19 protein-coding genes are annotated in these 22,519 nt (G+C 69.8%); 8 read left to right on the forward strand and 11 right to left on the reverse strand.

Annotation, left to right across the window (positions count from 1 at the left end):
* Positions 1–13: 13 nt before the first annotated feature.
* Positions 14–1,021, forward strand: coding sequence for a LacI family DNA-binding transcriptional regulator (locus OO70_RS16620; RefSeq protein ID WP_051741397.1), 1,008 nt, complete (start codon positions 14–16; stop codon positions 1,019–1,021).
* A gap of 70 nt (positions 1,022–1,091) precedes the next feature.
* Complete coding sequence (locus OO70_RS16625) at positions 1,092–1,895, forward strand: SAM-dependent methyltransferase (RefSeq protein WP_043670865.1); 804 nt, start codon at positions 1,092–1,094, stop codon at positions 1,893–1,895.
* Between the two features lie 105 nt (positions 1,896–2,000).
* On the opposite strand, the gene OO70_RS16630 is transcribed toward OO70_RS16625, so the two are convergent.
* On the reverse strand, positions 2,001–2,549 hold the full coding sequence (locus OO70_RS16630; RefSeq protein WP_043670868.1) for an ATP-binding protein: 549 nt from the start codon (positions 2,547–2,549) through the stop codon (positions 2,001–2,003).
* Between the two features lie 216 nt (positions 2,550–2,765).
* Between OO70_RS16630 and OO70_RS16635 the strand changes: the two genes are divergently transcribed.
* Both OO70_RS16635 and OO70_RS16640 read left to right on the forward strand, forming a co-directional pair.
* A complete protein-coding gene (locus OO70_RS16635) occupies positions 2,766–3,017 on the forward strand; it encodes a DUF397 domain-containing protein (RefSeq protein ID WP_043670870.1) in 252 nt (83 codons plus the stop codon).
* 159 nt (positions 3,018–3,176) lie between these two features.
* Positions 3,177–4,082, forward strand: coding sequence for a helix-turn-helix domain-containing protein (locus tag OO70_RS16640; RefSeq protein WP_043672580.1), 906 nt, complete (start codon positions 3,177–3,179; stop codon positions 4,080–4,082).
* Between the two features lie 17 nt (positions 4,083–4,099).
* On the opposite strand, the gene OO70_RS16645 is transcribed toward OO70_RS16640, so the two are convergent.
* The 3 genes from OO70_RS16645 to OO70_RS16655 are packed head-to-tail and all read right to left on the reverse strand — an operon-like array spanning position 4,100 to position 9,869.
* A complete protein-coding gene (locus tag OO70_RS16645) occupies positions 4,100–5,647 on the reverse strand; it encodes an alpha-L-fucosidase (RefSeq protein WP_043670875.1) in 1,548 nt (515 codons plus the stop codon).
* 18 nt (positions 5,648–5,665) lie between these two features.
* Positions 5,666–7,522, reverse strand: a complete 1,857-nt coding sequence (locus OO70_RS16650; RefSeq protein WP_043670878.1) for a family 20 glycosylhydrolase — start codon at positions 7,520–7,522, stop codon at positions 5,666–5,668.
* On the reverse strand, positions 7,515–9,869 hold the full coding sequence (locus tag OO70_RS16655; protein WP_043670881.1) for an alpha-L-fucosidase: 2,355 nt from the start codon (positions 9,867–9,869) through the stop codon (positions 7,515–7,517). Before OO70_RS16655 ends, OO70_RS16650 begins: the two co-directional genes overlap by 8 nt.
* 250 nt (positions 9,870–10,119) lie before the next feature.
* Between OO70_RS16655 and OO70_RS16660 the strand changes: the two genes are divergently transcribed.
* Complete coding sequence (locus OO70_RS16660; RefSeq protein WP_043670884.1) at positions 10,120–11,463, forward strand: amidase; 1,344 nt, start codon at positions 10,120–10,122, stop codon at positions 11,461–11,463.
* Between the two features lie 22 nt (positions 11,464–11,485).
* On the opposite strand, the gene OO70_RS16665 is transcribed toward OO70_RS16660, so the two are convergent.
* The gene (locus tag OO70_RS16665; protein WP_043670888.1) at positions 11,486–11,968 is read right to left on the reverse strand and encodes a GNAT family N-acetyltransferase; all 483 of its coding nucleotides are present in this window, start codon (positions 11,966–11,968) and stop codon (positions 11,486–11,488) included.
* A gap of 56 nt (positions 11,969–12,024) precedes the next feature.
* Complete coding sequence (locus OO70_RS53770) at positions 12,025–12,198, reverse strand: hypothetical protein (RefSeq protein WP_106971689.1); 174 nt, start codon at positions 12,196–12,198, stop codon at positions 12,025–12,027.
* A 321-nt stretch (positions 12,199–12,519) separates the two neighbouring features.
* On the opposite strand from OO70_RS53770, the gene OO70_RS54620 reads away from it, so the two are divergent.
* The 3 genes from OO70_RS54620 to OO70_RS16675 are packed head-to-tail and all read left to right on the forward strand — an operon-like array spanning position 12,520 to position 14,089.
* Complete coding sequence (locus tag OO70_RS54620; RefSeq protein WP_158711483.1) at positions 12,520–12,675, forward strand: hypothetical protein; 156 nt, start codon at positions 12,520–12,522, stop codon at positions 12,673–12,675.
* 3 nt (positions 12,676–12,678) lie between these two features.
* The gene (locus tag OO70_RS16670) at positions 12,679–13,254 is read left to right on the forward strand and encodes an HD domain-containing protein (RefSeq protein WP_043670891.1); all 576 of its coding nucleotides are present in this window, start codon (positions 12,679–12,681) and stop codon (positions 13,252–13,254) included.
* A 25-nt stretch (positions 13,255–13,279) separates the two neighbouring features.
* Positions 13,280–14,089: an SDR family oxidoreductase gene (locus tag OO70_RS16675; protein WP_043670894.1), complete on the forward strand. Its 810-nt coding sequence runs from the start codon at positions 13,280–13,282 to the stop codon at positions 14,087–14,089.
* A gap of 53 nt (positions 14,090–14,142) precedes the next feature.
* On the opposite strand, the gene OO70_RS16680 is transcribed toward OO70_RS16675, so the two are convergent.
* The 5 genes from OO70_RS16680 to OO70_RS16700 all read right to left on the reverse strand — a co-directional run bounded on the left by OO70_RS16680 (position 14,143) and on the right by OO70_RS16700 (position 22,480).
* On the reverse strand, positions 14,143–14,376 hold the full coding sequence (locus tag OO70_RS16680) for a hypothetical protein (RefSeq protein WP_043670897.1): 234 nt from the start codon (positions 14,374–14,376) through the stop codon (positions 14,143–14,145).
* Between the two features lie 72 nt (positions 14,377–14,448).
* Positions 14,449–15,942: an SDR family NAD(P)-dependent oxidoreductase gene (locus tag OO70_RS16685; protein WP_043670900.1), complete on the reverse strand. Its 1,494-nt coding sequence runs from the start codon at positions 15,940–15,942 to the stop codon at positions 14,449–14,451.
* A 105-nt stretch (positions 15,943–16,047) separates the two neighbouring features.
* Positions 16,048–17,373, reverse strand: a complete 1,326-nt coding sequence (locus OO70_RS16690; RefSeq protein ID WP_043670903.1) for a wax ester/triacylglycerol synthase family O-acyltransferase — start codon at positions 17,371–17,373, stop codon at positions 16,048–16,050.
* A 155-nt stretch (positions 17,374–17,528) separates the two neighbouring features.
* Positions 17,529–19,847: a GH92 family glycosyl hydrolase gene (locus OO70_RS16695; RefSeq protein ID WP_043670906.1), complete on the reverse strand. Its 2,319-nt coding sequence runs from the start codon at positions 19,845–19,847 to the stop codon at positions 17,529–17,531.
* 17 nt (positions 19,848–19,864) lie between these two features.
* Entirely contained in the window at positions 19,865–22,480 is a 2,616-nt protein-coding gene (locus tag OO70_RS16700; protein WP_043670910.1) for a glycoside hydrolase family 2, read from the reverse strand.
* Positions 22,481–22,519: the final 39 nt, after the last annotated feature.

Genomic DNA, 22,519 nt, shown 5'->3' on the forward strand with positions numbered 1-22,519 from the left:
GCGTCGGCCGACGATGAAGGACATCGCGCAGCGCGCCGGCGTGTCCGAGAGCGCGGTCTCCTTCGCGCTCAACGGCCGTCCCGGCGTCTCCGAGATCACCCGCGACCGGGTGCGCCGGGTCGCGGAACAGCTGGGCTGGCGACCCAGTACGGCGGCGCGGGCGCTGTCCGGGGAGGGTGCGGCGACGGTCGGTTTCGTCCTCGCCCGGCCCGCGGACACCCTCGGCGTCGACTCGTTCTTCCTCCAACTCGTGTCGGGCATCCAGGAAGTACTGGCCGAACGTCATCTCGGCCTGCTTTTCCAGATGGCCGAGGACGTCGACGACGAGTGCGCGGTGTACCGGCGCTGGTGGGCCGAACACCGGGTCGACGGCGTCCTGGTGGCCGACCCGCGCACCGACGACCCCCGGCCCGACCTCCTCGACGAACTGGGCCTGCCCGCCGTGGTGATCGGCGGCGCGCCCGACGAACGTCACCCCGGCCTGTCGACGGTGTGGGCGGACGACGCGGGCGCGATGGCGTCCGTGGTGGACGAGTTGTACGCGCGCGGCCACCGGCGGATCGCGCACATCGCAGGCCTGCCGGGCCTCGCGCACACCGAGCGCCGTATCCGCGCCCTGCGCGCCGAGGCCGCGCGGCGCGGGCTGACCGAGGTGCACTCGGTGACCACCGACTACTCGGACGCGGCGGGAGCCGCCGTCACCCGCCGGGTCCTCGAAGTCGCCGCTCCCCCAACGGCGTTGATCTACGACAACGACGTGATGGCCGTCGCCGGGGTGGCCGCCGCGACCGAACTCGGCCGCTCCGTACCGGCGGACGTGTCGGTGGTCGCCTGGGAGGACTCGGCGCTGTGCCGCATGGTCAGGCCATGGCTGTCGGCGCTGTCCCGGGACAGTGTGGAGTTCGGCCGCACGGCGGCGCGGGAGTTGACCGCTCTGCTGGACGGCGGTCCGGCGCGCACGGTGCGGGTGCCGGTGCCGCGGCTGATCGAGCGGGACAGCACGGGACCGGCCCGGGTATGAGCGTGCCGTAACTCCCGATTCGAGTCCGAATCGCCGGACACCGTCGGGTACTTCGTGTGAGGCTTTGCCCATGACCTCCGAAGACCCGCTGGCCGACCGGCTCCAGCTCGACCGGCCGCACTCCGCCCGTGTGTGGAACTTCCTCCTGGGCGGCAAGGACAACTACGCCGCGGACCGCGAAGCCGGCGAAATGATCGTCCAGATGTTCCCGGACATCGCCCTCCTCGCCCGCCTCCAACGCCGCTTTCTGGTACGGGCTGTTCGCTATCTCGCCGAAGACGCGGGCATACGCCAGTTCCTCGACGTCGGAACCGGCCTGCCCACCGTCGACAACACGCACGAGGTCGCGCAGCGCATCGCGCCCGAGAGCCGGATCGTGTACGTCGACAACGACCCGCTGGTGCTGGTGCACGCCCAGGCGTTGCTCACCAGCACCCCGGAGGGCGCCTGCGCCTACCTCGAGGCCGATGTGCGCGACCCGGACCGGATTCTCGAAGTCGCGGCCCAGACGCTGGACTTCAGCAAGCCGATCGCGCTGACGATGCTGGGCATCCTGGGCCAGATCCCGGACTCGGACGAGCCCGAGGCCGTCGTGGGCCGCTTCCTGGACGCCCTGCCCCCGGGCAGCTATCTCGCCCTGAGCGACGGCACCGACACCAACGCGGCGCTGAACCAGGCGATTGCGGTGTACAACGCCAACTCCGCCAGCTCGTACCACCTGCGCGGCCCCGAGCGGATCGCGGCCTATTTCAAGGGCCTGGAGGTCATCGAGCCCGGCATCGTGCCCACCTCGCAGTGGCACCCGGAGCCGGTCGACGTGGGCCGCGACCCGTCCGACGTGGACGCGATCTGCGGCATCGGCCGCAAGGTCTGAGCACCAACACCGAAGAGGGGCACCGGCGTTGCCGGTGCCCCTCTTTCGTGCGTCTCTCGGTAGGATTCGAGCGTCTCTCGGTAGGAGGCGAGCGCGTGACTCGTGTCAGAGGCGGAACAGCGCCCAGACCGTCTTCCCGCCGCCCGCCCGCAAGTTCCAGCCCCATGACTCGCTCAGCGCGGACACCACCTGCAGACCGCGCCCGGACTCAGCGAACTCGTCGGGGCACCCCTCCACAGGTATGCGATCGCTGTCGTCGGTGACCGCGCACACCGCGTACGGCAGCCGGTCCCACACCGCGAGCCACAGCGAAGGCTGCTGTTCCACCAGGGAGTTGGGCGCCCGGCCGTAGCGCAACGCGTTGCTCACCAGCTCCGACACCGTGACCGTCATGTCGTCGACGACTTCGCCCCCGGCCCGGTCGGCCAGCGCGGCCCGGGTGAAGTCCCGTGCCACGTGAGCCGATTGAGGCATCGGCGGCACGACCAGGACGGAACAGAGAGCGGGGTTGGTCCCGTCCCCGACGGCGGGGATCAGGGTGACGGTCTGCCCGGGGTCGGGTCTGCCCACCTCGTCGACGGCGCGGCACAGCCACTCCCAAGTCCCCTCGACACGCAGGGCATCGACCGGTCGTACGTCTTGCTCTGCGGACATCGCGACCCCTGAGACCCCTGGGAAGAGAGAACAACTGCGCGCACTACACCTGTCCGGAACATCGTCCTCCGACTGCCCCTGCGAACGCAAGTGCATCGGCAATTACCGCTGCAATTGCAGACGATCTTGCGAGCGGTCCCCCCGAGGGCTATCGTCCTCCACATCACCAATGGGTGCAATTGAAGCTGCAATTGCATTCGATCTTCCGGGGGAGCGATGAGGCCTCAGAACCAGCACGAGAACGGCATGGCGGCGACCCTGCTGAGCGGCGCACAGTGGCGCAAGAGCCACCACAGCAACCCCGAGGGCAACTGCGTCGAGTTGGCCGCGCTCTCCGACGGTCACATCGCCGTACGCAACTCGCGCCATCCCGAAGGTCCGGCGCTCGTCTACACCAGCGCCGAGATCTCCGCGTTCGTCCGCGGTGTGAAGGACGGCGACTTCGACGGCCTACTCCCCGGCCGCTGAAGTCAGGCAAACCCGCGGATGGCCGGAAGGCGCCGGACACAGGCCGGCACCTTCCGGCTCCTTCACTCCCCGCAGTTATCCGGAACCTCGGTGCTACGATCCTGTTTTGAGTCCCGAAAACTTGCGGACGGTATCGGCGCGGCCGCCGAGGGGATGAACATGACTGCAGCTCAACCGGAATACGCGCCATCAAGCTCCGACGTGCTGAGCCTTCAGCGCGGTGGTCCGACCGTCCAGCGCATCATGTTGGGCACGCGTCTGCGTCGCCTGCGCGAGTCCCTCAACATCACGCGCGACACTGCCGCTTCGGCGATACGGGCCTCGGACGCCAAGCTCTGCCGCATGGAGTTGGGCCGGGTCGGCTTCAAGGAACGCGATGTCGCCGACCTGTTGACGCTGTACGGCCTCCACGCACCGGACGCGCGCCAGGAGTTCCTGGACTCCGCCCGCCGCGCCAACGAACCCGGCTGGTGGCGCGCGTACGGCGACGCCTTCCCGACCTGGTTCGAGCAGCACCTGGGGCTGGAGGAGGCCACCTCCCTCATCCGCACGTACGAAGTCCAGTTCATCCCGGGCCTGTTGCAGACCGCCGCGTACGCCGAGGCCGTCATCCGGCTCGGGCGTCCCGTCGACACCCCCGACTCGATCCAGCGCCGCGTCGAACTCCGCATGACCCGCCAGGAGTTGCTCACCAGACCCGACGCACCGAAGCTGTGGGTCGTGGTGGACGAGGCGGCGCTGCGCCGACCGCTCGGCGGGGCCGACGTGATGCGCGAACAGCTGCGGCACCTCGTCGAGGTGTCCGCCCTGCCGAACGTCACGCTCCAGGTGCTGCCGTTCCACGTGGGTGGCCACGCGGCCGCCGGCGGTCCGATCACCGTGCTGCGCTTCCCGGTCCCGGACCTGCCGGACATCGTCTATCTCGAACAGCTCACCAGCGCCCTGTACTTGGACAAGCCCGAAGAGGTCGACCGCTACCTCGCGGTCATGGACCGGCTGAGCCTGGTCGCTTCACCGGGCCCCGAATCCCTGGTCTTCCTGGAGAAGCTCCTCAAGGACATGTGAGGTCGGTCGCGGGCCGCTCAGACCCGCGACCGGTACAACCCGAACTCCGCGATGCGTACGGTGTCCCGCGCTGCCGTGACGCGGACCCGCCACCGCCGGGCGCGTACGGGCGCGGGCAGCAGCAGGATGCGGCTCGCGCCGATCGTTCCGGCCCGGGTGACCTCCGTCCAGGCCTCGTCGACGTACGCCTCGACGACGAAGCCCTCGACCTGCTGGCCGTAGCGCCGGATGTCCTCCGCCAACCGGACGCGGTCCACCTCCCGTTCCGTACCGAAGTCGACGGCGACCCGCCCCGGCGAGGCGGTCGTCCGGGCTCCGCGCGCCAGGTCCTCGGGCAGTTCCCGGTCCACGCGCTCGCGGAACTCGCGCAGGCGTGCCACGTCGGGGGCGGCCAGCAGGCCGTCCGTGTCCGGTGGCACATTGAGCAGCAGGACCGAGTTGCGGCCGACCGAACCGAAGTAGATGTCGATCAACTCCTCGACGCTCTTGGGGACTTGGTCCGGGTGGTAGAACCAGCCGTCGTGGATCGACACATCGCACTCGGCGGGCCACCACTGCAGGTAGTCGGTCTTCGGCTGCGCCGAGACGAGCGCGCTACGACTGCCCTCGTCAGGGGTGTCGTACGACAGCGCCCAGTCCGTGCGGCCGTACTGCTCCTCCTTGACCGGGAGGACGCTCCACTCGTCCTCCCGCGCGGTGCCGCCCTCGTTGCCGACCCACCGCACATCCGGGCCCGTCACGGCGATCGCCGCGTCCGGAGCGAGCGATCTGACCAGCGTGTACCAGCTGTCCCAGTCGTAGTCCTCGACCTTGCCCGGCGGGATGCGGCCCTGGGCGCCGTCGAACCAGACCTCGTCGATCGGGCCGTACTCGGTCAGCACTTCGTAGAGGGTGTTGAGCATGTGGGCGCCGTAGTCGGTGGCGTCGAGTGTGTAGAAGGCGTCCGGCGTGCGGTCGTCACCGGCGGCGAGTGTCGGGATGGTGCGCGTGCCGCGTACGCTGCCGTTGGCGTAGACGCCGTGGAGGTACTGGTTCTCGTCGGCGGGCGAGAGGTAGACGCCGACCTTGAGGCCGTACCGCCGCATGGAGTCGGCGAAGGAGCGCAGTACGTCGCCCTCTCCCGCACGCCAACTGCTGTATGCCACCGTGTGGTTGGTGTAGCGGGACGGGTAGAGGACGAAGCCGTCGTGGTGCTTGACGGTGAGGATGGCGAGCTTGAAACCGCCGTCGCGCAGGGCGCGGGCCCACTGGTCGGTGTCGAGGCCGGTCGGCTGGAACACGTTGGGGTCCTCGTCGCCGGTCCCCCACTCGAGCCCGGTGAAGGTGTTCACGCCGAAGTGCAGGAACGCGGTCCGCTCCAGCTGCTGCCAGGCCACCTGCCGTGCGGTGGGCCGGACTTGGGAGGCCTTGCGGACCAGTTCGGCCTCGGTGTCGTCCGGGCTGACGGGGATGCGGTAGCGGGAGTCGGACGGGGGTGGGGTCGCCGCGAGGGCGGGTGTCGTGGCGGTCGCGGTCGCGGCGAGGGCGGTGGCCGAGAGGACGAAGAGACGTCGGGAGAGGGCCATGGGGTGGGACTCCTCGGGTCAGTTGGCGGTCAAGTGCCAGATGGCCGGCTGGTGTTGGTCCGGCGGGTACTGCACGAGCCGTCCGTCGTCCGCGACGCTCAGCGCCATCTGCGTGATCGCGTTCACGAGCCGGTAACCGCCCGTCGAAGGCGTCAACTCCCAGCGCTGCATGGTGTTCGCGGCATCGCAGGGCTGCGGGGTCGCCGCGGCTCCCGGCTGGAGCGGCACGTTGAGGGTGAGCTTGCCGCCCTGCACCTCCAGGCAGCCGTCGGCGGTCCGCACGGTCGCGTAACCGTCCGCCGTGCGCTGCACCGTGGCGGCGAAGGAGGCACCCGACGTCCGGAAGGTGTACGTTCCGTCCGTCACCGGCACCTGGGTCAGGTCCCGCCACCCGGGCGCATGCCCAACTGCCGTACCCCGCGCGGTGAATGCGGCGTATGTGGCATCGGGATGCGGGTCGCCCCAGGTCGCCTGGGCGAGGTGCCGCAGCGCGGGCTCGGTGTCGGTGGCGACCTCGTTCTCGGTCTCGCCGCGCCCATTGTCGGGCCAGAGGCTGATCTTCGCGCCGGTGATGCCCTCGCTGGAGGTCAGCTTCTCGCCCTCGAAGCTGCGTGGGTCCCAGCTCTGGTCGTACAGCGACTCGGTGTCGCTGTGGAAGCCGCCGCGGACGAGGTAGAGGGAGTAGGCCGCGTTCATCAACGGGTAGCCCTGGGCGATGAGTTGGCTGGGTCTCTCCTGCACGTTCAGCCAGTGCTCGACCGTCGTGCCCGCCGCGACCGGCACGGTGTTGGCGCCGGTGAGTCCGTCGTTCCAGATGCGCAGCTTCTTGCCCTTGCTCGCCGCGTGGGCCTGGACGCGGTTGATGAAATCGATGTAGGCGTCCTGCGGGGTGGCGTCGGCGCCGTACTTCTCCTGGGCGTAGCGCAGCATCTGCGGGTACTTGGAGTAGTCGGAGCCGAGCATGTACTCGTCGGCGCCCATGTGCCAGGACGTCGCGGTGAAGACCTGCGCGTACTCGTCCATCAGGCTCGTGTAGTAGTCGAACGCGGCCTGCTGGGTGACGTCGAGGCGGGCGGGCTGCTTGTTGCCGTCGCTGTCGGTGAGTTGGAGATCGGGGCGGTTCTCTATCCACGGGTCCATGTGGCCCGGGGAGTTGATCTCGGGAATGATCTCGACGTGGTACTTGTCGCCGAGGGCGACGAGGCGGCGCAGCTCGTCCTTGGTGTAGTAGCCCCAGGTGTTGGCCTCGGGGTGCGCGTCGCTCTTCACCTTGATTTCCAGGAGCAGTTGGTTGAGCTTGTGGTACGCCATCTCGCGCACCAGGTTCTCCAGCCAGGGCAGGGAGATGTGGATGTAGCAGGCGCAGACGCCGACCCCGCGTTCTTTGTAACGCGGTACGTCGACCGTGCGTCCGGCCGGGATGCGGTCACCCTGGGCGAGCAGTTGGAGGAGGGTGCGGGTGCCGTAGAAGGCACCGGTCTCGGTCGCACCGGTCACCAACAGCCTTTTATCTGCCTGGAGTTCATAGCCTTCGGCGCCCAACGATCCCTTCGCCGACCGGACTTCGATCACGATGTCACCGGGTCGGGCTCCGCCCCTTACGACGGGAACCGCGCCATGACCGGCGGCCTTCAGGTCGTCGGCGAGGGTGTCGGCGACCTCGCGTTCACTCTTGCTGTCGGCGACGATGCGCGCGCCGCCGCCGAAGTTGTAACTCCCGGATGCGGGAGTCCAGTTGGACAGCGCGGGGACGGTGACCGGCACCGCCGCCCCCGTCTGCTGGACCGCGACCGCCGGCACTGCGGGGGCCGCGAGCAGTGCGAACACCGCCGCGAAGCCGACCAACCGGAACCGTCTCTTCTTGTGCTCAGCCATGCCACTCCACCTTGAAGACCCACACGTATTGGCCCGACTTCCGGGCCGCCAGGGGTACGTCGATCACCAGTGCTCCGTTCGTCACGGTCCAGGTCAGGGGCCGGTCGTGGCCGAGCAGTGTCACCTTGTCGCCCGCGCGCACCGGCACCGGCGCCTCGACGGTGAGCTTCGCGCCCGGTTCGACCAGCGAGTGGATGTAGAAGGCCTCGTCGGGACGGACCGTGAACCTCAGGTCGGCGCCGAGCTGCGCCATCCGCGACCAGTACGTCGTGTCGTAGATCGCCTCGCCGTTGACCCGCAGCCAGCGGCCCGTCTCGCGGAGCCGGGTCTGCATGATCTCGGGGATCGAGCCGTCGGCCCGAGGGCCGATGTCGAGAAGGAAGTTGCCGTTCTTCGACACGATGTCGACGAGGTTGCGCACGACCTCCTCGGCCGTCATGTAGCCGTCGTCGGGGGTCGCCCGGTTGTAGCCGTAGCTGAACGGGTCGAGGCCGCGGCTGGACTCCCACTTGGCGACGACCGTGTTCTCGTACGTCGTGTACTCGGGCGTGGTGAAGTCGTGGAAGGCGATCCCCGAACGGTCGTTGACGGTCACGTCGACCGGACGGCGGCGGTTCTTGGCGTGGTTGAAGTACTCCGCCAGCACATCGAGGCTGTCGTTGGCGCCGCCGATGTCGCACCAGATGAGCTCGGGGTCGTAGCCGTGGATCAGTTCCAGCATCTGCGGGGCCTGATACTCCGTCACAAAGTCCTTGCCCGCGGTGTATCCGGTGTACGGCAGCGGCTGAAGGGTGTACGGATTGCGCGGGGCGTGGCCCATCCACGGGTTGTCGGGGTTGAACCATTCCGGCATCGAGAAGTAGAGCCCGCGGTGGAGTTCGGGCGTGTGGCGACGTGAGGCGTCGAAGAGTTCCTTGACCAGGTCTCTCCTGGGGCCCATCTTCACGGCGTTGCGGTCGGAGACCTTGGTGTCCCACAGCGCGAAGCCCTCGTGGTGCTTCGAGGTGAGCACGTGGTACTGGGCGCCCGCGTCCCGGAACAGTTCCACCCAGGCCCGCGGATCGAACTTCTCGGCGGTGAAGCGCGGGATGAAGTCGTCGTACGCGAAGTCCTCGCCGTAGGTGTCCCGGTGGTAGGCGTACGTCGGGTTGTTCGGGTCCTGCATCTGGTCCCAGTACCACTCGGCGTACTGCTGGCCGACCGGCGCCCAGGCGGGCACCGAGTAGACGCCCCAGTGGATGAAGATGCCGAACTTGGCCCCCTGGAACCAGTACGGCGCCTGGTGGCCGGCGAGGGAGGTCTCGGTGGGCCGGTAGTCGGCGACACCGAGGGTCAACTGCTCGTGAGATACGGCCGCTTGGGCGCCGCGGCCGGTCACGGTCACCGTGCCGTCCCGCACGGTGCCGGGCGTGGCACCGCTGCGGATGCCGACGCGGACGCGGGCCTGCTCACCGGGGTCGAGTCGCCGGACACGGGCGGGCTCGACCGTGCGGGCACCCTCGGCGTCGACGCGCACGGACACTCCGTCGCCCGCGAGGATCGCGACCGTACCGGCGTTCACGACCGTCGCCTCGACGCTCTGCGCGCCGGACGACTCCAGCAGCGAGTTCGTGGAGTGGGCGTCGCGCAGTGCCAACGCCCTTCCCTGGGCGGCGGGTTGGAGGGAGAGGGCGAAGACGTGCAGGGAAGTCCGGCCCGCCTCGGCCGGGTTGGTGACCGGGAGGGTGAGGGCGACCGCCTCGCGCTGCGGGTCGAGCCAGACCTCCGAGGTGCCGATGCCGACGCCGTGTTGGTCCTGGGTGCCGTCCGGCCGGTAGCGGTACGGGGCGGAGAGCGAGCCGCCGGCCGCGTACCAGTCGGCGCCGCCGAGGCCGCCGGTCGTGGTGGAGCCGTCGGCGTAGTGGACGGTGGCGTTGCCTGAGGCGTTGCCGTAGCTGCCCGAGGTGAGGAAGGCGGCCGACAGGTAGCGGCCCTGGGGCAGTTCGACGCGCTGGCCCATCGCGACGACGTTGTTCTTGGCGCCGGCGGCCGAGGAGGGGAAGAGGAAGGTGATGCCGTCGACCTCGACGCGGCCGGTGGGGAGTGCCTCGCCCGGGAAGGTGTAGCCGGAGCCGTCGAAGTCGCCGCCGCGTGCGGAGGCGGTGTCGATGCCGTCGTTGTCGTAGAGGCCGTCGAGCGGGACGGGGACCGGCTCGGGGACGGGGACCCACGGTCCGGACCGGGTGGCGACGGGTTCGGCGGCCCGCGCGTCCGTCGCCAGGGAGAGCGGAACAACAAGCGGAAGGGTGGCCGAGGCGGCGACGCCCGCCGTCGCGCCGAGTACCTGACGTCTTGGATACGTACTCATGAGCGGCTCCAAATCATCGGATGTCTGATGATTGAGCTGCCCTATGGGGCTGTCAATGGGGCGCGGCAGCAGGCGAGTTGAGCCATTGATCGGATCACCAGCAGGTCAATGGGCGCCTGCTCGCGAGCGGCCCGTGAAAAGTCCAAGAAGACGCCTCCGAATGTCCAAGACCGGCCACCCCTCGACGCGCCGCCCCGGCCGAGGCACAGTTCTCCCTACGTACTCGCGAGTAGAACGAAGGAGCGCGCCCGTGACCAGCTGGGTCGGCCGTACCGCCGCCGAGATCTCCGCCGCCGTACGCGAGAAGCGGGTCACGCCGCGTGAGGTGGTGGCCGAGCATCTGGCCCGGATCGAACGGCTCGACGGGCGGGTCGGGGCGTTCCGGGTGGTGCGGGCGGAGGCGGCGCTCAAGGAGGCCGATGAGGTGGCCGCGCGGGCCGATCTCGCCGAACTGCCCCTGGCGGGCGTGCCGTTGGCCGTGAAGGACAACCTCGCTGTGACAGGCGAGTCCAACCGGGTCGGCTCCGCCGCGACCCCGGACACCCCCGCCGACCACGACCACGTCACCGTGGCCAGGCTACGCGCGGCGGGCGCGGTGGTCGTAGGACTCACGAACGTGCCCGAGCTGTGCGTCTTCGGCACTACGGAGGGCGTCCACGGCACCAGCCGCAACCCGTGGGACACCACCCGCACGGCAGGGGGTTCCTCGGGCGGGAGCGCGGCCGCGGTCGCCGCCGGCATGGTGCCGATCGCCCTCGGCAACGACGGCATGGGCTCACTGCGCATCCCGGCGGCCAACTGCGGCCTGGTCACCATCAAGCCGGGCTTCGGGGTCGTCCCGGCCGGCATCGGCGACGGCGACTGGTTCGGAATGTCCGAAAACGGCCCCCTCGCGACGACCGTCGAGGACGCCCGGCTGATGTTTTCGGTCATCGCCGACACCGAGGTCGTACGACCCGACGAGCCCACCTCCCGCAAAGTCGCCGTCTCCGTCCGCAGCCCGCTCGTCGGAGTCGCCGTCAGCAAGCCGTATACGACCGCCGTCCGGGAGGCGGCCGGGCTGCTGGCCGGGGCCGGTCACGCGGTCCACCGCGCCGATCCGCCGTATCCGCTGTCCCTGAGCAACACATCGCTCGCGCACTGGACGGCGGGTACCTCGGTGGACGCGGCGGGGCTCGACCCGCGCAAGCTGACGCGGCGGACCCGGGTGCACGCGGCCATCGGGCGCCGGTTCGTGAAGAGCGTCCGCACCGGCAAGGGCCGTGAGCGGCTGCGGGAGCGCCTCGCGCCCTTCTTCGCCGAGTACGACATCCTGTTGACGCCGGCGCTGGCCCGCCGCTCCCCCAAGGCCGGGCCGTGGCACGAGCGGGGCTGGCTGCGCAATGTGCTGGCCAACACCAACTACTCGCCGATGACGCCCCCTTGGAACCTCACCGGCTGGCCCGCGATGTCGGTCCCGTTCGGCACCCTGCCCTCCGGCGCGCCCTGCGCCGTACAGCTGGTGGGGCGGCCGGGGTCGGAGGCAGCGCTGTTGGAGCTCGCGGCGGAGCTGGAGAAGCTGCGCCCGTGGGTGCGGACGGCGCCACTCGGCTAGAAGGCGCTGCTGGAAGTCGCTTCTAGAGAGCGCGGTACATGATGTGCAGGCCCACGCGCCCGTCCCGGGGATGGTCGAACGCGTCCGGCACCGTGCCCAGGATCGTGAAGCCGAGGGAGAGCCAGAGCTTGACGGCGGGGTTGGTCTCGACGACGGCGTTGAAGACCATGCCCCGGAAGCCCTGGGCGCGGGCCTCGGTGAGGATGTGTGCGGCGAGGGCGCGGCCGATGCCCCGTCCTCCGTGGTCGGGGTCGACCATGAAGCCGGCGTTGGCGATGCGGTCGGCGGGGCCGCCGTAGTTCGGGGTGACGAAGGCGGAGCCGACGACGGTCCCGGTCTCGTCCTCGGCGACGTAGACGCGCTTCGGCGGGTTCGTCCACAAGGCCCGGGCCGCCTCCTCGGAGGTGTCCCGGGCCCACGTGTAGGTGTCGCCGGCGGCGACGATCCGGTGCCAGAAAGGCCAGATCCGCGGCCAGTCGTCGGCCGCGGCTTCTCTGATCAGCATGGGCGTGATTTTCGCACGCCCATGCTGTCGGCGATCGCGATGGGTCCCGAAGGTGGTCAGTCCACGCTGGGCAGGATGTGGGGCTCGGCGAGGTCGTCCTCGTAGCCCGCGAGACGGATGGGGGCGGACCGTGCCCACACGGCCAGGCTGCCGAGCTCGTCGGACCGGTGGCCCGCACGCTCCGTCGTTTCCTTGGGGCGTTGCTCGCTGTTCGTCTTCTCCGGTGTCACCGCGCACTCCTTTTGTGTCGGGTCACCCTCGGGGCATACCGGCCATTCTCCGGTCCGGTACCTGAGGCCCGCTCGGGTGTGGGTTGAAGGCAGTTCGGACGCGGTGGCGCCAGTTACTCGTGTGAGAGCAAGTCGGTGTGACCGGCTTGCCCCGGGACGGACCATGGGTGTGGGTGGGACCCCTTGTTGCTGTCCGTCCGCCTCAGGTTAACCAAATGAGCGGGCCGCCGCTCGATGGGGCTGAAAACATGGGGTAACCATTGCAAGTCTCCCCGTGTTCTTCGGCCATGACCTGAACCGGTTTGTTACATCATGCGCGGTTTGACGGCCACCCGCATGGCCTACATCCGCGGACACACGATCGAGAACATGACCTACGTCACTGAAGGCGTCACGCAGTTCAGGTCCCGTTGGCTGAGTCGAAAGCTCGTCATGATCTCCTGGCGTTCCGCACGGGCTGTCTCGCGGGAGGACTGACGCATGGAGTTGCGCAGCGTCGAGGAGCTGATGGATCTGCTGTACGCCTGTCGGGGCGCCTGGGACACCCCCGACCGGAGCGGTGATCCGGTCGATCTGCACGATCACGCGCTGCAGACGGCCGCACTGCTGCGCCGAAGTCGCCCCGCCGACAAGGAACTCCAACTCGCCGGCCTGGTCCACGACATCGGGCATCTCCTGCAACCCGGCGACGACGCCGGACACGCCGACCACGCGGCGGACGCGGTCCACGCCCTGCTCGGCGACCGGGTCGCCCACCTGGTCCGGCTGCACGTGCCCGCGAAGCGCTATCTGGCCACCGTCTCACCGGACCACGACCTGTCCGCGCAGAGCACGCTGACCCTTCGGGCCCAGGGCGGCCCCATGTCCCACGCCGATGCCGCCGCCTTCGAGCGCGATCCGCTCGCCGACGACGCGATCACCCTCCGCCAGGCCGACGACGCGGCCAAGGTCGTCGGCCTCGACGCCGGGGTCCTGGAGGACTGGCGCACGGTCCTGGGCATAGTGGCCGCGCGGAACTCGCGCCTGCCCAACTCCCGCCTGGGGGCTGTCGACTGACGGTCCGTCATGAGATCGTACGGCGATGACGTCGTCGTCGTACGGTCTGCGGGGCCGGGCCGTCCTGGTCACCGGCGGTACGCGCGGGATCGGGCGCGCGGTCGCCGAGGCGTTCGCCGGGGCCGGGGCACAGGTGTGCGTGAGCGCGCGGGGCGCCGGCGAAGTGGCGCGCGTCGCGGAGGAGTTGGGCGGGGTCGGTCTTGCCGGGGATGTCGGCGACCCCGAACACCCGAGGGAGTTGGCCGAGTTCGCGCTGCGCGCCTTCGGGCGGATCGACGTCGTCGTCAACAACGCGGCGACGAACCAGCCGTACGGCCCGCTGATGGAGGTCGATCCGGAAGCCTGGCGGACGGCGTTCACCGTGAACGTGGAGGCGCCGCTGCGGCTGGTGCAGTGCGCCTGGCGGGCGTGGATGCGGGAGCACGGCGGCGCGGTGGTCAACGTGTGCACGGAGGGCGCCGGGCATGTCGGGCCGAACGTGGGTGCGTACGGCACCAGCAAGGCGGCGCTGCTTCATCTCACGCAGCAGCTCGCGGGCGAACTCGCGCCGAAGGTGCGGGTCAACTCCGTCTCCCCCGGGCTCGTCCGCACCGAGATGGCTCGGTTCGTGTGGGAGCCCGGCGAGGCGGAGGTCGCCGCCGGGCTGCCGCTCGGCCGGATCGGCGAACCGGCCGACATCGCACGGGCCGTGCTGTGGCTGGCCTCCGACCAGGCCGAGTGGATCACCGGGGCGGATCTCCTGGTGGACGGCGGGACCCGGGTGCGGGCGGCGTACACGTCGGGCGGGTACGCCGTCCACGACCGGCTGAGGTCGGCCGCGCCGCCTCACTCTTAGCGGCTCGCCGAGTCGCCCGCCCGGCTCCCTCAGGAGATCACCGGATCACAGGGTTACGGGAACAGGGCGATCCCCACAAGGATCAACAGGACGATGCCGGCGACGAGCGCGACCGTGGCCCAGGTCCCGCGGTGCTTCACCGCGGTCGTGGGCCCGCCGCCGCGCGGGCGGTCCTCCGGCAGGACGGGGTGGGCCGGGCGGTCGCTCGCGTAGAACTCCGCGTCGGTCGGGTAGTGGTTGCGGGGGTCCTTGAAGGCCCTCGGATCGATGCCGTGTGCACTGGCCATGGGAACTCCTCGCGCGGTGCTCACCAGGGCCGGGACCCGGCGGTCACCGGGACTCGTGTCCGGGGTGGCGGGTTACCACTTGCCGGGCGCGTAGTCCTTCAGGAAGACGCCGTACAGGTCCTCGCCCTGCTCGCCGCGCACAATCGGATCGTAAACCCGGGCCGCGCCGTCGACCAGGTCGAGCGGTGCGTGGAAGCCCTCCTCGGCGAGGCGGAGCTTGTCGTAGTGGGGGCGTTCGTCGGTGATCCAGCCGGTGTCGACCGAGGTCATGAGGATGCCGTCGCTCTGGAACATCTCCTGGCCACTGGTCCGGGTCACCATGTTCATCGCGGCCTTGGCGGCGTTGGTGTTGGGGTGCCCGGCGCCCTTGTAGCCGCGGCCGAAGACCCCCTCCATCGCCGAGACGTTGACGATGTACGCGCGTCCGCTCTTCGCAGCCCTGGCGGCGGCGGCCATGGCCGGGCGGAGCTTGCTGATCAGGATGAACGGCGCGGTGTAGTTGCAGAGTTGGGTCTCGAGAAGCTCCACCGGGGAGATCTGCTCGATGGTCTGCACCCAGGTGTTGGTGTCGACCACGTCGGGCACCAGGCCGCCGGCGTCGATGGCGGTGCCGTCGAGGTGCCGGGCGACGCTGGCGTTGCCCGCGACGAGGGCGAGGTCGGCGACCTGCTGGGCGTCGAGGCCGCTGATGCCGACGGGCAGCGCGGCCAGGCCGTCGACCGCGCCGGAGCCGAAGGCGCCGATGACGTGGTGGGCGGGCAGCTCACCGGCGGGCAGCGGGGCGCTCTCGCCGTCGACGAGGGCGGCGTACGCGGAGGGCAGCCGGCGTACGGTCTGGGTCGCGTTGTTGATGAGGACGTCGAGCGGGCCGGCCTCGGCGATCTGGTCGGCGAGGGCGACCGCCTGGGCCGGGTCGCGCAGGTCCATGCCGACGACCTCCAGGCGGTGCAGCCAGTCCGCGGAGTCGTCCATGGCCTTGAAGCGGCGGATGGCGTCCTTCGGGAAGCGCGTGGTGATCGTCGTGTGCGCGCCGTCGCGCAGCAGCCGCAGCGCGATGTACATGCCGATCTTGGCGCGACCGCCGGTGAGCAGCGCGCGCTTGCCGGTGAGGTCGGCGTGGTCGTCGCGCTTCTCGCGGTTCAGGCGGGCGCAGTCGGGACAGAGCTGGTGGTAGAAGTAGTCGACTTCCACGTACCGGGTCTTGCAGGTGTAGCAGGAGCGCGGGCGCTGGAGTATCCCGGCGATCCGGCCCTCCTCCGTCACCGACGACGGGAGCAGGCCCTCGGTCTCGTCGTCGATGCGCTGGGCGGAGCCGGTCGCGGTGGACTCGGTGACCGCCTTGTCGTGCGAGGTCTTCGCGGCCCGGCGCTCCTGGCGGCGGCGCTGCTTGACGCTGCGGTAGATGCCCGCGGTGGCCCGGCGCACGGTGATCGCGTCGGGGTGGTCGACGTCGATCTTCTCGAGTTCGTCGAGCACGCTGAGGCAGACGGCCAGCCGCTCGGGGTCGATGCCGGGCCCGTACACGACCTCGTCCGGGGTCATGGAGCCGTCCTCTGTCACCGTCATCGCGCTGCCGTTTCCTTGGGTCATCCGCGGCGGCGCTCCGATCGCGCGGCCGTCGAACAGGGAATTTTACGGAGCGCGGGGCCGCAGCACCAAACTCGTGCCACGTCACGACCCACAGGCGGTGATGAGCGTCTCCACCTCCTCGGTGAGGGCGCGGGCGAACACATCCAGATCGGGTACGGCCTCGGCGTCCGCGACGAGCCCGTAGTGGACCTGTCCGCGGAACGTGGAGACGGCGACCGCGAGGGACTGGCCACCGGCCAGCGGGGCGAACGGGAAGACCGCGGTGACCGGGTTCCCGCCGAGCTTCAGGCCGATGCCGGGCAGCGGGACGCTGGTGACCAGGATGTCGAACCAGAGCCGGGCGGCCTGCGCGGCAAGGGGTCCGCCGAGCCGGTGACCGAGCGCCGGTACATGGTCGGCGAGCAGGGCCACAGCACCCGCGCCCCGGTTTGGTCCGGCGTCCTTGTTGCGGTCCATGGCGGCACGTACCGAGTCGAGCCGCCCGAGCGGGTCGGGGTCGTCGACGGGCAGCCGTATCAGGTACCCGGAGAGCCGGTTGCCCTGTGGCTGCGCACTGCGCGGGCGGCGCTTGGAGACGGGGATCAGGGCGCGGGGCGCGACGCCCTCGCTGCCGTCGCCGCGTTCGTCGAGCCAGCGGCGCAGGGCGCCGGCGACGACGGCGATGAGCACGTCGTTGACGGTGCCGCCGACGGTCTTGCGGATGATGTGCACGTCGTCGAGGTCGACGACGACTCCGGCGGTACGGCGGGTGCCCGAGGCTTCGGAGGTCAGCGCCGACGACGAACGCACGTCCAGGGTTGAGCGGGCGACGGACGCGCCGATGTCGAGGGCCCGGCCCACGTCGGAAAGGGCGTCCCGGAGCAGCCCGGGCAGCTTGCGCACGTCGGGCAGCAGGCTCCGCGCGGGTTCCGCGGGGCGGGGACGGCGCTCGGGCATGTCCATCGGGTCGAGGATGGCGGCGGCGAGGGTCAGCGCGCGCAGTCCGTCGGCCAGGGCGTGGTGGAACTTGAACAGCACGGCGAACGAGACCCCGTCCTCGCCGGGCAGCACATGCGCCTCCCACGGGGGCCGGCCGCGCTCCAGCGGGCGCTCCATGAGCCGGCCCGCGACCTCCTGGAAGTCGGCGGTCGGGGCATGCAGCCGGACGTGGTGCAGCGGGTCGAAGTCGGGATCGGCCTCACGGGTCGCGCTCCCGAAGGACAGGGACAGCGGCTGCCACACGTCCCGGATGCGCATCCGCAGCCCGGGGACGGCGGCGGCACGGGAAGCGAGCAGGTCGGCGGCGTGGGCTCCCGCGGTGGGCGAGTGCGCCGAGAAGACGCCGAGCGCGCCCAGATGCATCGGGTTCCGGTCGGACTCGATGTTCCAGAACGCAAGGTCGAGAGGAGCGAGCAGGTCAGAAGTCAATTGCTTGCCTCGCGTCGACTAGGGGTGAGCAAGCAGTCAAGCGCCGACAAGCGATTACGGTCAAGTACGATCAAGCTACGCACAGTTAACAGCAGATTACATCCGGCCCCGGTCCCACCCCTCTGAGAGGGGCGGGACTCTAGAGACGCCTGAGATCACTTCAGTGCCGGTGGTCCCGCCTGGGGTGACGTACCCCACTCCGACGGGTGCGGGCCGACCGTGAAGTCCAGGGACCGTACGGACCGCAGCAGGCCGGTTGTCAGGTACGTCCGGTCGTACGACGTCCCGTCCGTCCGGGCGGCCTGGATGTAGCGGTCGCCGGCCGAGGTGCCGGGCGCCTTGATGGTCAGGGCGCCGTGCGGGTAGTAGCGACGGTCCAGGGTCAGGTCGACCCGGTCGAAGACGGGCGTGGACAGGCCCCAGGTGTCGTAGCCGGGCTGGACCGGGAAGATCCCGATCGACGACAGCACGTTCCAGGCGGACATCGTGCCGAGGTCGTCATTGCCGGTCATGCCGGTCGGACCGTCCGTGAACAAGGTCAGCGCGGCATGGACGACATCGGTCGTCTTCCACGGCTGGCCGGTCGACAGATAGGTGTAGGGGGCGATGAGGTCGGGCTCGTTCTGCGGGTTGTACTTGTCCGCGTTGTAGTAGTCGTACGGTCCGTTGACCCACACCTCGCGGGCTGTCTTCGCCGGGTCGACGAGCAGTTGGACGTAGGCGAAGAAGGAGTCGAGCCGGGCGTTGGCCGCCTGTTGCCCTCCGATGAGGTCGACCATGCCGGGCAGGTCCTGCGGCACCAGCCACTGGTACTGCCACGACGTGCCCTCGTGGAAGCCCTCGCTCTGCGCCGGATCGGCCGGACCGACGAAGGCGCCGGAGGCGTCGCGGGCGCGGAAGAAGCCGGTCGAGGGGTCGAAGATGTTCCGGTAACTCTGGGCGCGGGCGGCATAGCGCGCGGCGTCGGCGTCGTGCCCCAGGTCGCGGGCCATCTGCGCGAGCATCGCGTCCGAGAGGGCGTACTCGAGGGTGGCCGAGGCCCCGTGGTCGTAGTCCGAGTCACCGGGCTTCGCGTGCGGGCGGTCCTTGATGTAGGGCGCGAATCCGTTGGCGAGGTACTCCTTGTTCGCCTCCCGGCCCACGGCTGCCGAGTCGGTGGGCGGCACGCCGTCGGCGTTCTGCTTCAACGCCCGGTAGGCGCGCTCCTCGTACCCCTTGAGCAAGCTCTGTTGATAGGCGTTGGTGAGGAACGGTGTGACCGGGTCGCCGGTCATGATGTTCGTCTCGACCGTGCCGTAACCCCACTTCGGCAGCCAGCCGCTCTCCTCGTCGATCTTGATCACCGATATCGCCATGTCGCGGGCCTCGCGCGGCGCGAGCAGGGCGAGGAGCTGGGACTGGGTGCGGTAGGTGTCCCACAGGGACCAGTTCTGGTAGTACGTGAAGTCCCTTGCCCGGTGGACCTGTTGGTCCCAGCCGGTGTAGCGGCCGTCGGCGTCGCTGCCGATGTTGGGCGCGAGAAAGGACCGGTACAAGGACGAGTAGAAGGTCCGGCGCAGACTGTCGGACCCACCCCGCGCGCGAACGTCGTCGAGCCGTTCCTCCCAGGCCTGTTGGGCCCGGTGGCGTACCGCGTCGAACGAACTCCCGCCCTCCGCACGGAGGTTGACGGCCGCTCCGTGCGCGTCGACGTACGAGAGGGCTGTGGTCGCCTCGACGGTACGGTCCTTGGTCGTGTCGAAGCGGACGTAGGCGCCGCCGCTCCCGGTCCTGGAACCGGCGGTTACCGTTGGACCGTTCCAGGTGCCGTACTCGGTGAAGGGCCGGTCGAAGCGGGTGATCGTGTAGACGGTGTACGGCTTGGTGTCCTGGCAGAAGCCGCGGCCCGTGATGGTGGTCCGCACGGTCCGGTTGTCGAGGATCTCCACCTTCGAGGAAACCCCGGAGTGGAGCGACTGGGCCGCGTTGAGCAGGACGTTGGCCTTGTCGGTAGCCGGGAAGGTGTAGCGCTGAACGCCCGTGCGTGCGGTCGCCGTGAGTTCGGCCTCGATGCCGGATTTCAGGCCGACCTGGTAGTAGCCGGGGCTCGCGTGCTCGTCGTCGTGGCTGAACTCGGCCGCGTACTGGGCGTAGTCCGTCTGCGTCACCTCACCCGTCGTCGGCAGTACGGGCAGATCGCCGCCGAGGCCGCAGCCCACGCCGGAGAGGTGCACGAGGGAGAAGCCGCGAATGTGGTTCTGCGCGTAGTCGTAGCCGGTGTTGTGGCCGGTGTCCGGCGAGAACTGCACCATGCCGAAGGGCACGGCGGCGCCGGGGTAGGTGTTGCCGTCGTTCTCGGTACCGATGAACGGGTTGACCAGGTCGGTGAGTCGACTGCCGACCGAGGCCTGGGCGCTGGTGGCGGGGGCGGCGAACAGCGCGGACACTGCCACCGCCCCCGCCATGCCAAGGCGCAGGCGCCGGGTCCATCTCATGCGTCCTCCAAGGGAGTTCAGGTGGTGGGGCACCCTGCGGGGGTCGCCTGCGAGGCGTCGCGGATCAGTGCCTGCTGTGCGGCCTTCACTCGCTGCGCGTCGGGCTTGAGCACGCGGCGGTCGTACGTCATGAGCCCGTTCAACTCGCCCTCGACGTCCGATATTTGGGTGTAGACCGCGCCATTGCTCCCCTGGCAGGTCAGGGCGTGCACCTCGGCGAGCTTGGCGAGGTAGTCGTCGGTGTAGGCGGCCGGGTCTACGTCCACGTACGACTGCTGGACCGACCAGGCGTGTCCCGGCACCGCGAGCCCGAGACCGCCGTACTCGCCGCTGACCAGGGCGCGTTGGCCGTCCGGGTGGGGTGGCAGCGCGGGGCTGGGATAGCCGTGCTCGTCGATGATGTCGCCGGTGCCGCCGTCGACCCCGAGGTTGATGCCGGACATGCTGTTGACGAGCCGGGTCGGGTCCCAGGCCTTGGCCTGGTCGGCGATCCGGGCCTCGTCGTACTGGCCCCAGCCCTCGTTGAACGTCACCCACATGACGATCGACGGGCTGCTGATGTGCTCGTCGATCATCTGCTTCATCTCGCGCTCGTACTCGGCGCGGGCGGCGGCGGACGGGTTCACCCCGGCGGTCATCGCCGGCATGTCCTGCCACACCATGAGGCCGAGCCGGTCGGCCCAGTAGAACCAGCGGTCGGGCTCGACCTTGATGTGCTTGCGCACGGCGTTGAAGCCCAACTCCTTGTGGACCTTGAGGTCGTGGGCGAGGGCCTCGTCGGTGGGGGCTGTGTAGAGGCCGTCGGGCCAGAAGCCCTGGTCGAGGGTGGCCATCATGAAGATCGGCTTGCCGTTGAGGACCGTGCGCGGGACGCCGTTCACCTTCTCCACGGCGATCGAACGCATCCCGAAGTAGCTGCCGACGCGGTCCTTGCCGACGGTGACCTTCAGGTCGTAGAGGAACGGGTCGTCGGGCGACCACAGGTGGGGGTTCGCGATGGTCAGGGTCAGCGGGTCGCCCGTGCGGCCGTGTGCGGTGGCTACCGCGCGCTTTCCGTCGTACGCCGTCGCTGTGATCGGTACGCCGTCCCGAACTCCCTTCGCCTCGACGGTGAGTTGGCTCTTGGCGACGTCCGGGGTGAGCTTGAGGGAGTCGACGTGGTCGGGGGCGACCGGTTCCATCCACACCGTCTGCCAGATGCCCGAGGTCGGGGTGTACCAGATGCCGCTCGGGTCGAGGCGTTGCTTGCCGATCGGCGGGTTCTCGCCGTTCGCCGCGTCGGTGGGGTCGTAGACGCCGACGATCAACTCCTGGGTGCGGCCGGGCTTCAGGGCGTCCGTGACGTCGGCGCTGAACTTGTCGTAGCCGCCCTGGTGTTCGGTGACCTTCGTGCCGTTGACGTAGACCTCGGCCCGCCAGTCGACGGCGCCGAAGTTGAGCATCAGCCGCTTGCCCGAGCCGATCCTCCAGTCGGCGGGGACGGTGAAGGTGCGGCGGTACCACATGCGGTCCTCGTGCCGTTCCAGGCCCGAGAGCTGGGACTCGACGGGGTACGGGACGAGGATGCGCTCGGCGAGGTTCTTGCCGACCGGCGGCTGTTCGCCCGCCGTCGCCGCGGCGAACTGCCAACTCCCGTTCAGGTTGCGCCAGTCGGTGCGGGTGAGCTGGGGGCGCGGGTACTCGGGGAGGACGTTGTGCGGGCCCACCTGGTCGGCCCACTGGGTGCGCAGTTCGTGGGTGGAGTGGTTCGGGCCGGTGCTCCAGAAGGCGTTGATAACGTTGCCATCGGCCGCGGCGAGGCCGGCGTCGCCGTCGTAGCGGATGTCGGCGGTGCCGGGTGCGGTGCCCGTCTTGTTGCCCACTACGGGTTCGGTGAGCGGGATGAGCAGGGTTCGTGCGTCCGCCGGGTCCAATTGGACCGTTCCAAGCGGCCACTTGGTGCCGCCGATCACCGCTTCGAGGTGGTCGGTCAGGTCGGCCGGGGGTGCGGCGAGGGGCTGGGCGAAGTCGAGTTTCAGGGTGCGGCCGGTGCTCGTGACCGTGGCGGCGATGGCGCCGTCGTAGTCGTATCCGTCGGGGAGGCGGAAGGCCGACTGCGGGACGGGGACCTTGGTGCCGCCGGGTTCGGTCCAGCGGAGGTGGAGGTTGGAGCCGCCGTAGTGCTCGAAGTACTCGACCTTGATGTCGTAGGCCGTGCCGGCGGTCAACTCGATGGGGGCGGCGGTCTGTTCGCGGTCCCAGTCGTCGACCCAGTGGTCGATGGCGAGCTGTCCGCCGATCCACAGGCGGAAGCCGTTGTCGCCGATGATCGAGAAGGTGTGGGGACCGGTCTTCGTCGGGACGATCTTGCCGGTCCAGCGGACGCTCACGTCGTCCGACTGACCGGTGGTGAAGGCGAGCCGGGGTTCGAGGTTGTCGAAGTCGAGGTTCGGGTCGAAGCCGGTGGCCTTGAGGTCGGCGAAGTCGAAGGCGCCGGGGGCGGACTGGGTGTAGTACTCGCCCTTCAGGCCGTGGATCACGACGGGGTCGTCGTCGGCGGCGGCGTTGGCGGTGGGGACGGCGGCCAGCCCGGCGATGCCGAGGGCCAGGGCGAGCAGTAACGCGAGTCGGTTCTTGAGACGTCTGATGCGCACGGAACCTCCATAACAACGTTGTCATGGCCAGCAGTTGGC

Source organism: Streptomyces xylophagus (assembly GCF_000716435.1).
GTDB lineage: Bacteria > Actinomycetota > Actinomycetes > Streptomycetales > Streptomycetaceae > Streptomyces > Streptomyces xylophagus.

Bases quoted from the DNA above. Each gene is read 5' to 3' on its own strand.
- OO70_RS16670 (WP_043670891.1), top strand. From the start codon at position 12,679: ATGGAGTTGCGCAGCGTCGAGGAGCTGATGGATCTGCTGTACGCCTGT.
- OO70_RS16675 (WP_043670894.1), top strand. From the start codon at position 13,280: ATGACGTCGTCGTCGTACGGTCTGCGGGGCCGGGCCGTCCTGGTCACC.
- OO70_RS16650 (WP_043670878.1), bottom strand. From the start codon at position 7,522: ATGGCTGAGCACAAGAAGAGACGGTTCCGGTTGGTCGGCTTCGCGGCG.
- OO70_RS16665 (WP_043670888.1), bottom strand. From the start codon at position 11,968: ATGCTGATCAGAGAAGCCGCGGCCGACGACTGGCCGCGGATCTGGCCT.
- OO70_RS16695 (WP_043670906.1), bottom strand. From the start codon at position 19,847: ATGAGATGGACCCGGCGCCTGCGCCTTGGCATGGCGGGGGCGGTGGCA.
- OO70_RS16680 (WP_043670897.1), bottom strand. From the start codon at position 14,376: ATGGCCAGTGCACACGGCATCGATCCGAGGGCCTTCAAGGACCCCCGC.
- OO70_RS16620 (WP_051741397.1), top strand. From the start codon at position 14: ATGAAGGACATCGCGCAGCGCGCCGGCGTGTCCGAGAGCGCGGTCTCC.
- OO70_RS16625 (WP_043670865.1), top strand. From the start codon at position 1,092: ATGACCTCCGAAGACCCGCTGGCCGACCGGCTCCAGCTCGACCGGCCG.
- OO70_RS16655 (WP_043670881.1), bottom strand. From the start codon at position 9,869: ATGAGTACGTATCCAAGACGTCAGGTACTCGGCGCGACGGCGGGCGTC.
- OO70_RS16630 (WP_043670868.1), bottom strand. From the start codon at position 2,549: ATGTCCGCAGAGCAAGACGTACGACCGGTCGATGCCCTGCGTGTCGAG.
- OO70_RS16635 (WP_043670870.1), top strand. From the start codon at position 2,766: ATGAGGCCTCAGAACCAGCACGAGAACGGCATGGCGGCGACCCTGCTG.
- OO70_RS16645 (WP_043670875.1), bottom strand. From the start codon at position 5,647: ATGGCCCTCTCCCGACGTCTCTTCGTCCTCTCGGCCACCGCCCTCGCC.
- OO70_RS16640 (WP_043672580.1), top strand. From the start codon at position 3,177: ATGACTGCAGCTCAACCGGAATACGCGCCATCAAGCTCCGACGTGCTG.
- OO70_RS16685 (WP_043670900.1), bottom strand. From the start codon at position 15,942: ATGACGGTGACAGAGGACGGCTCCATGACCCCGGACGAGGTCGTGTAC.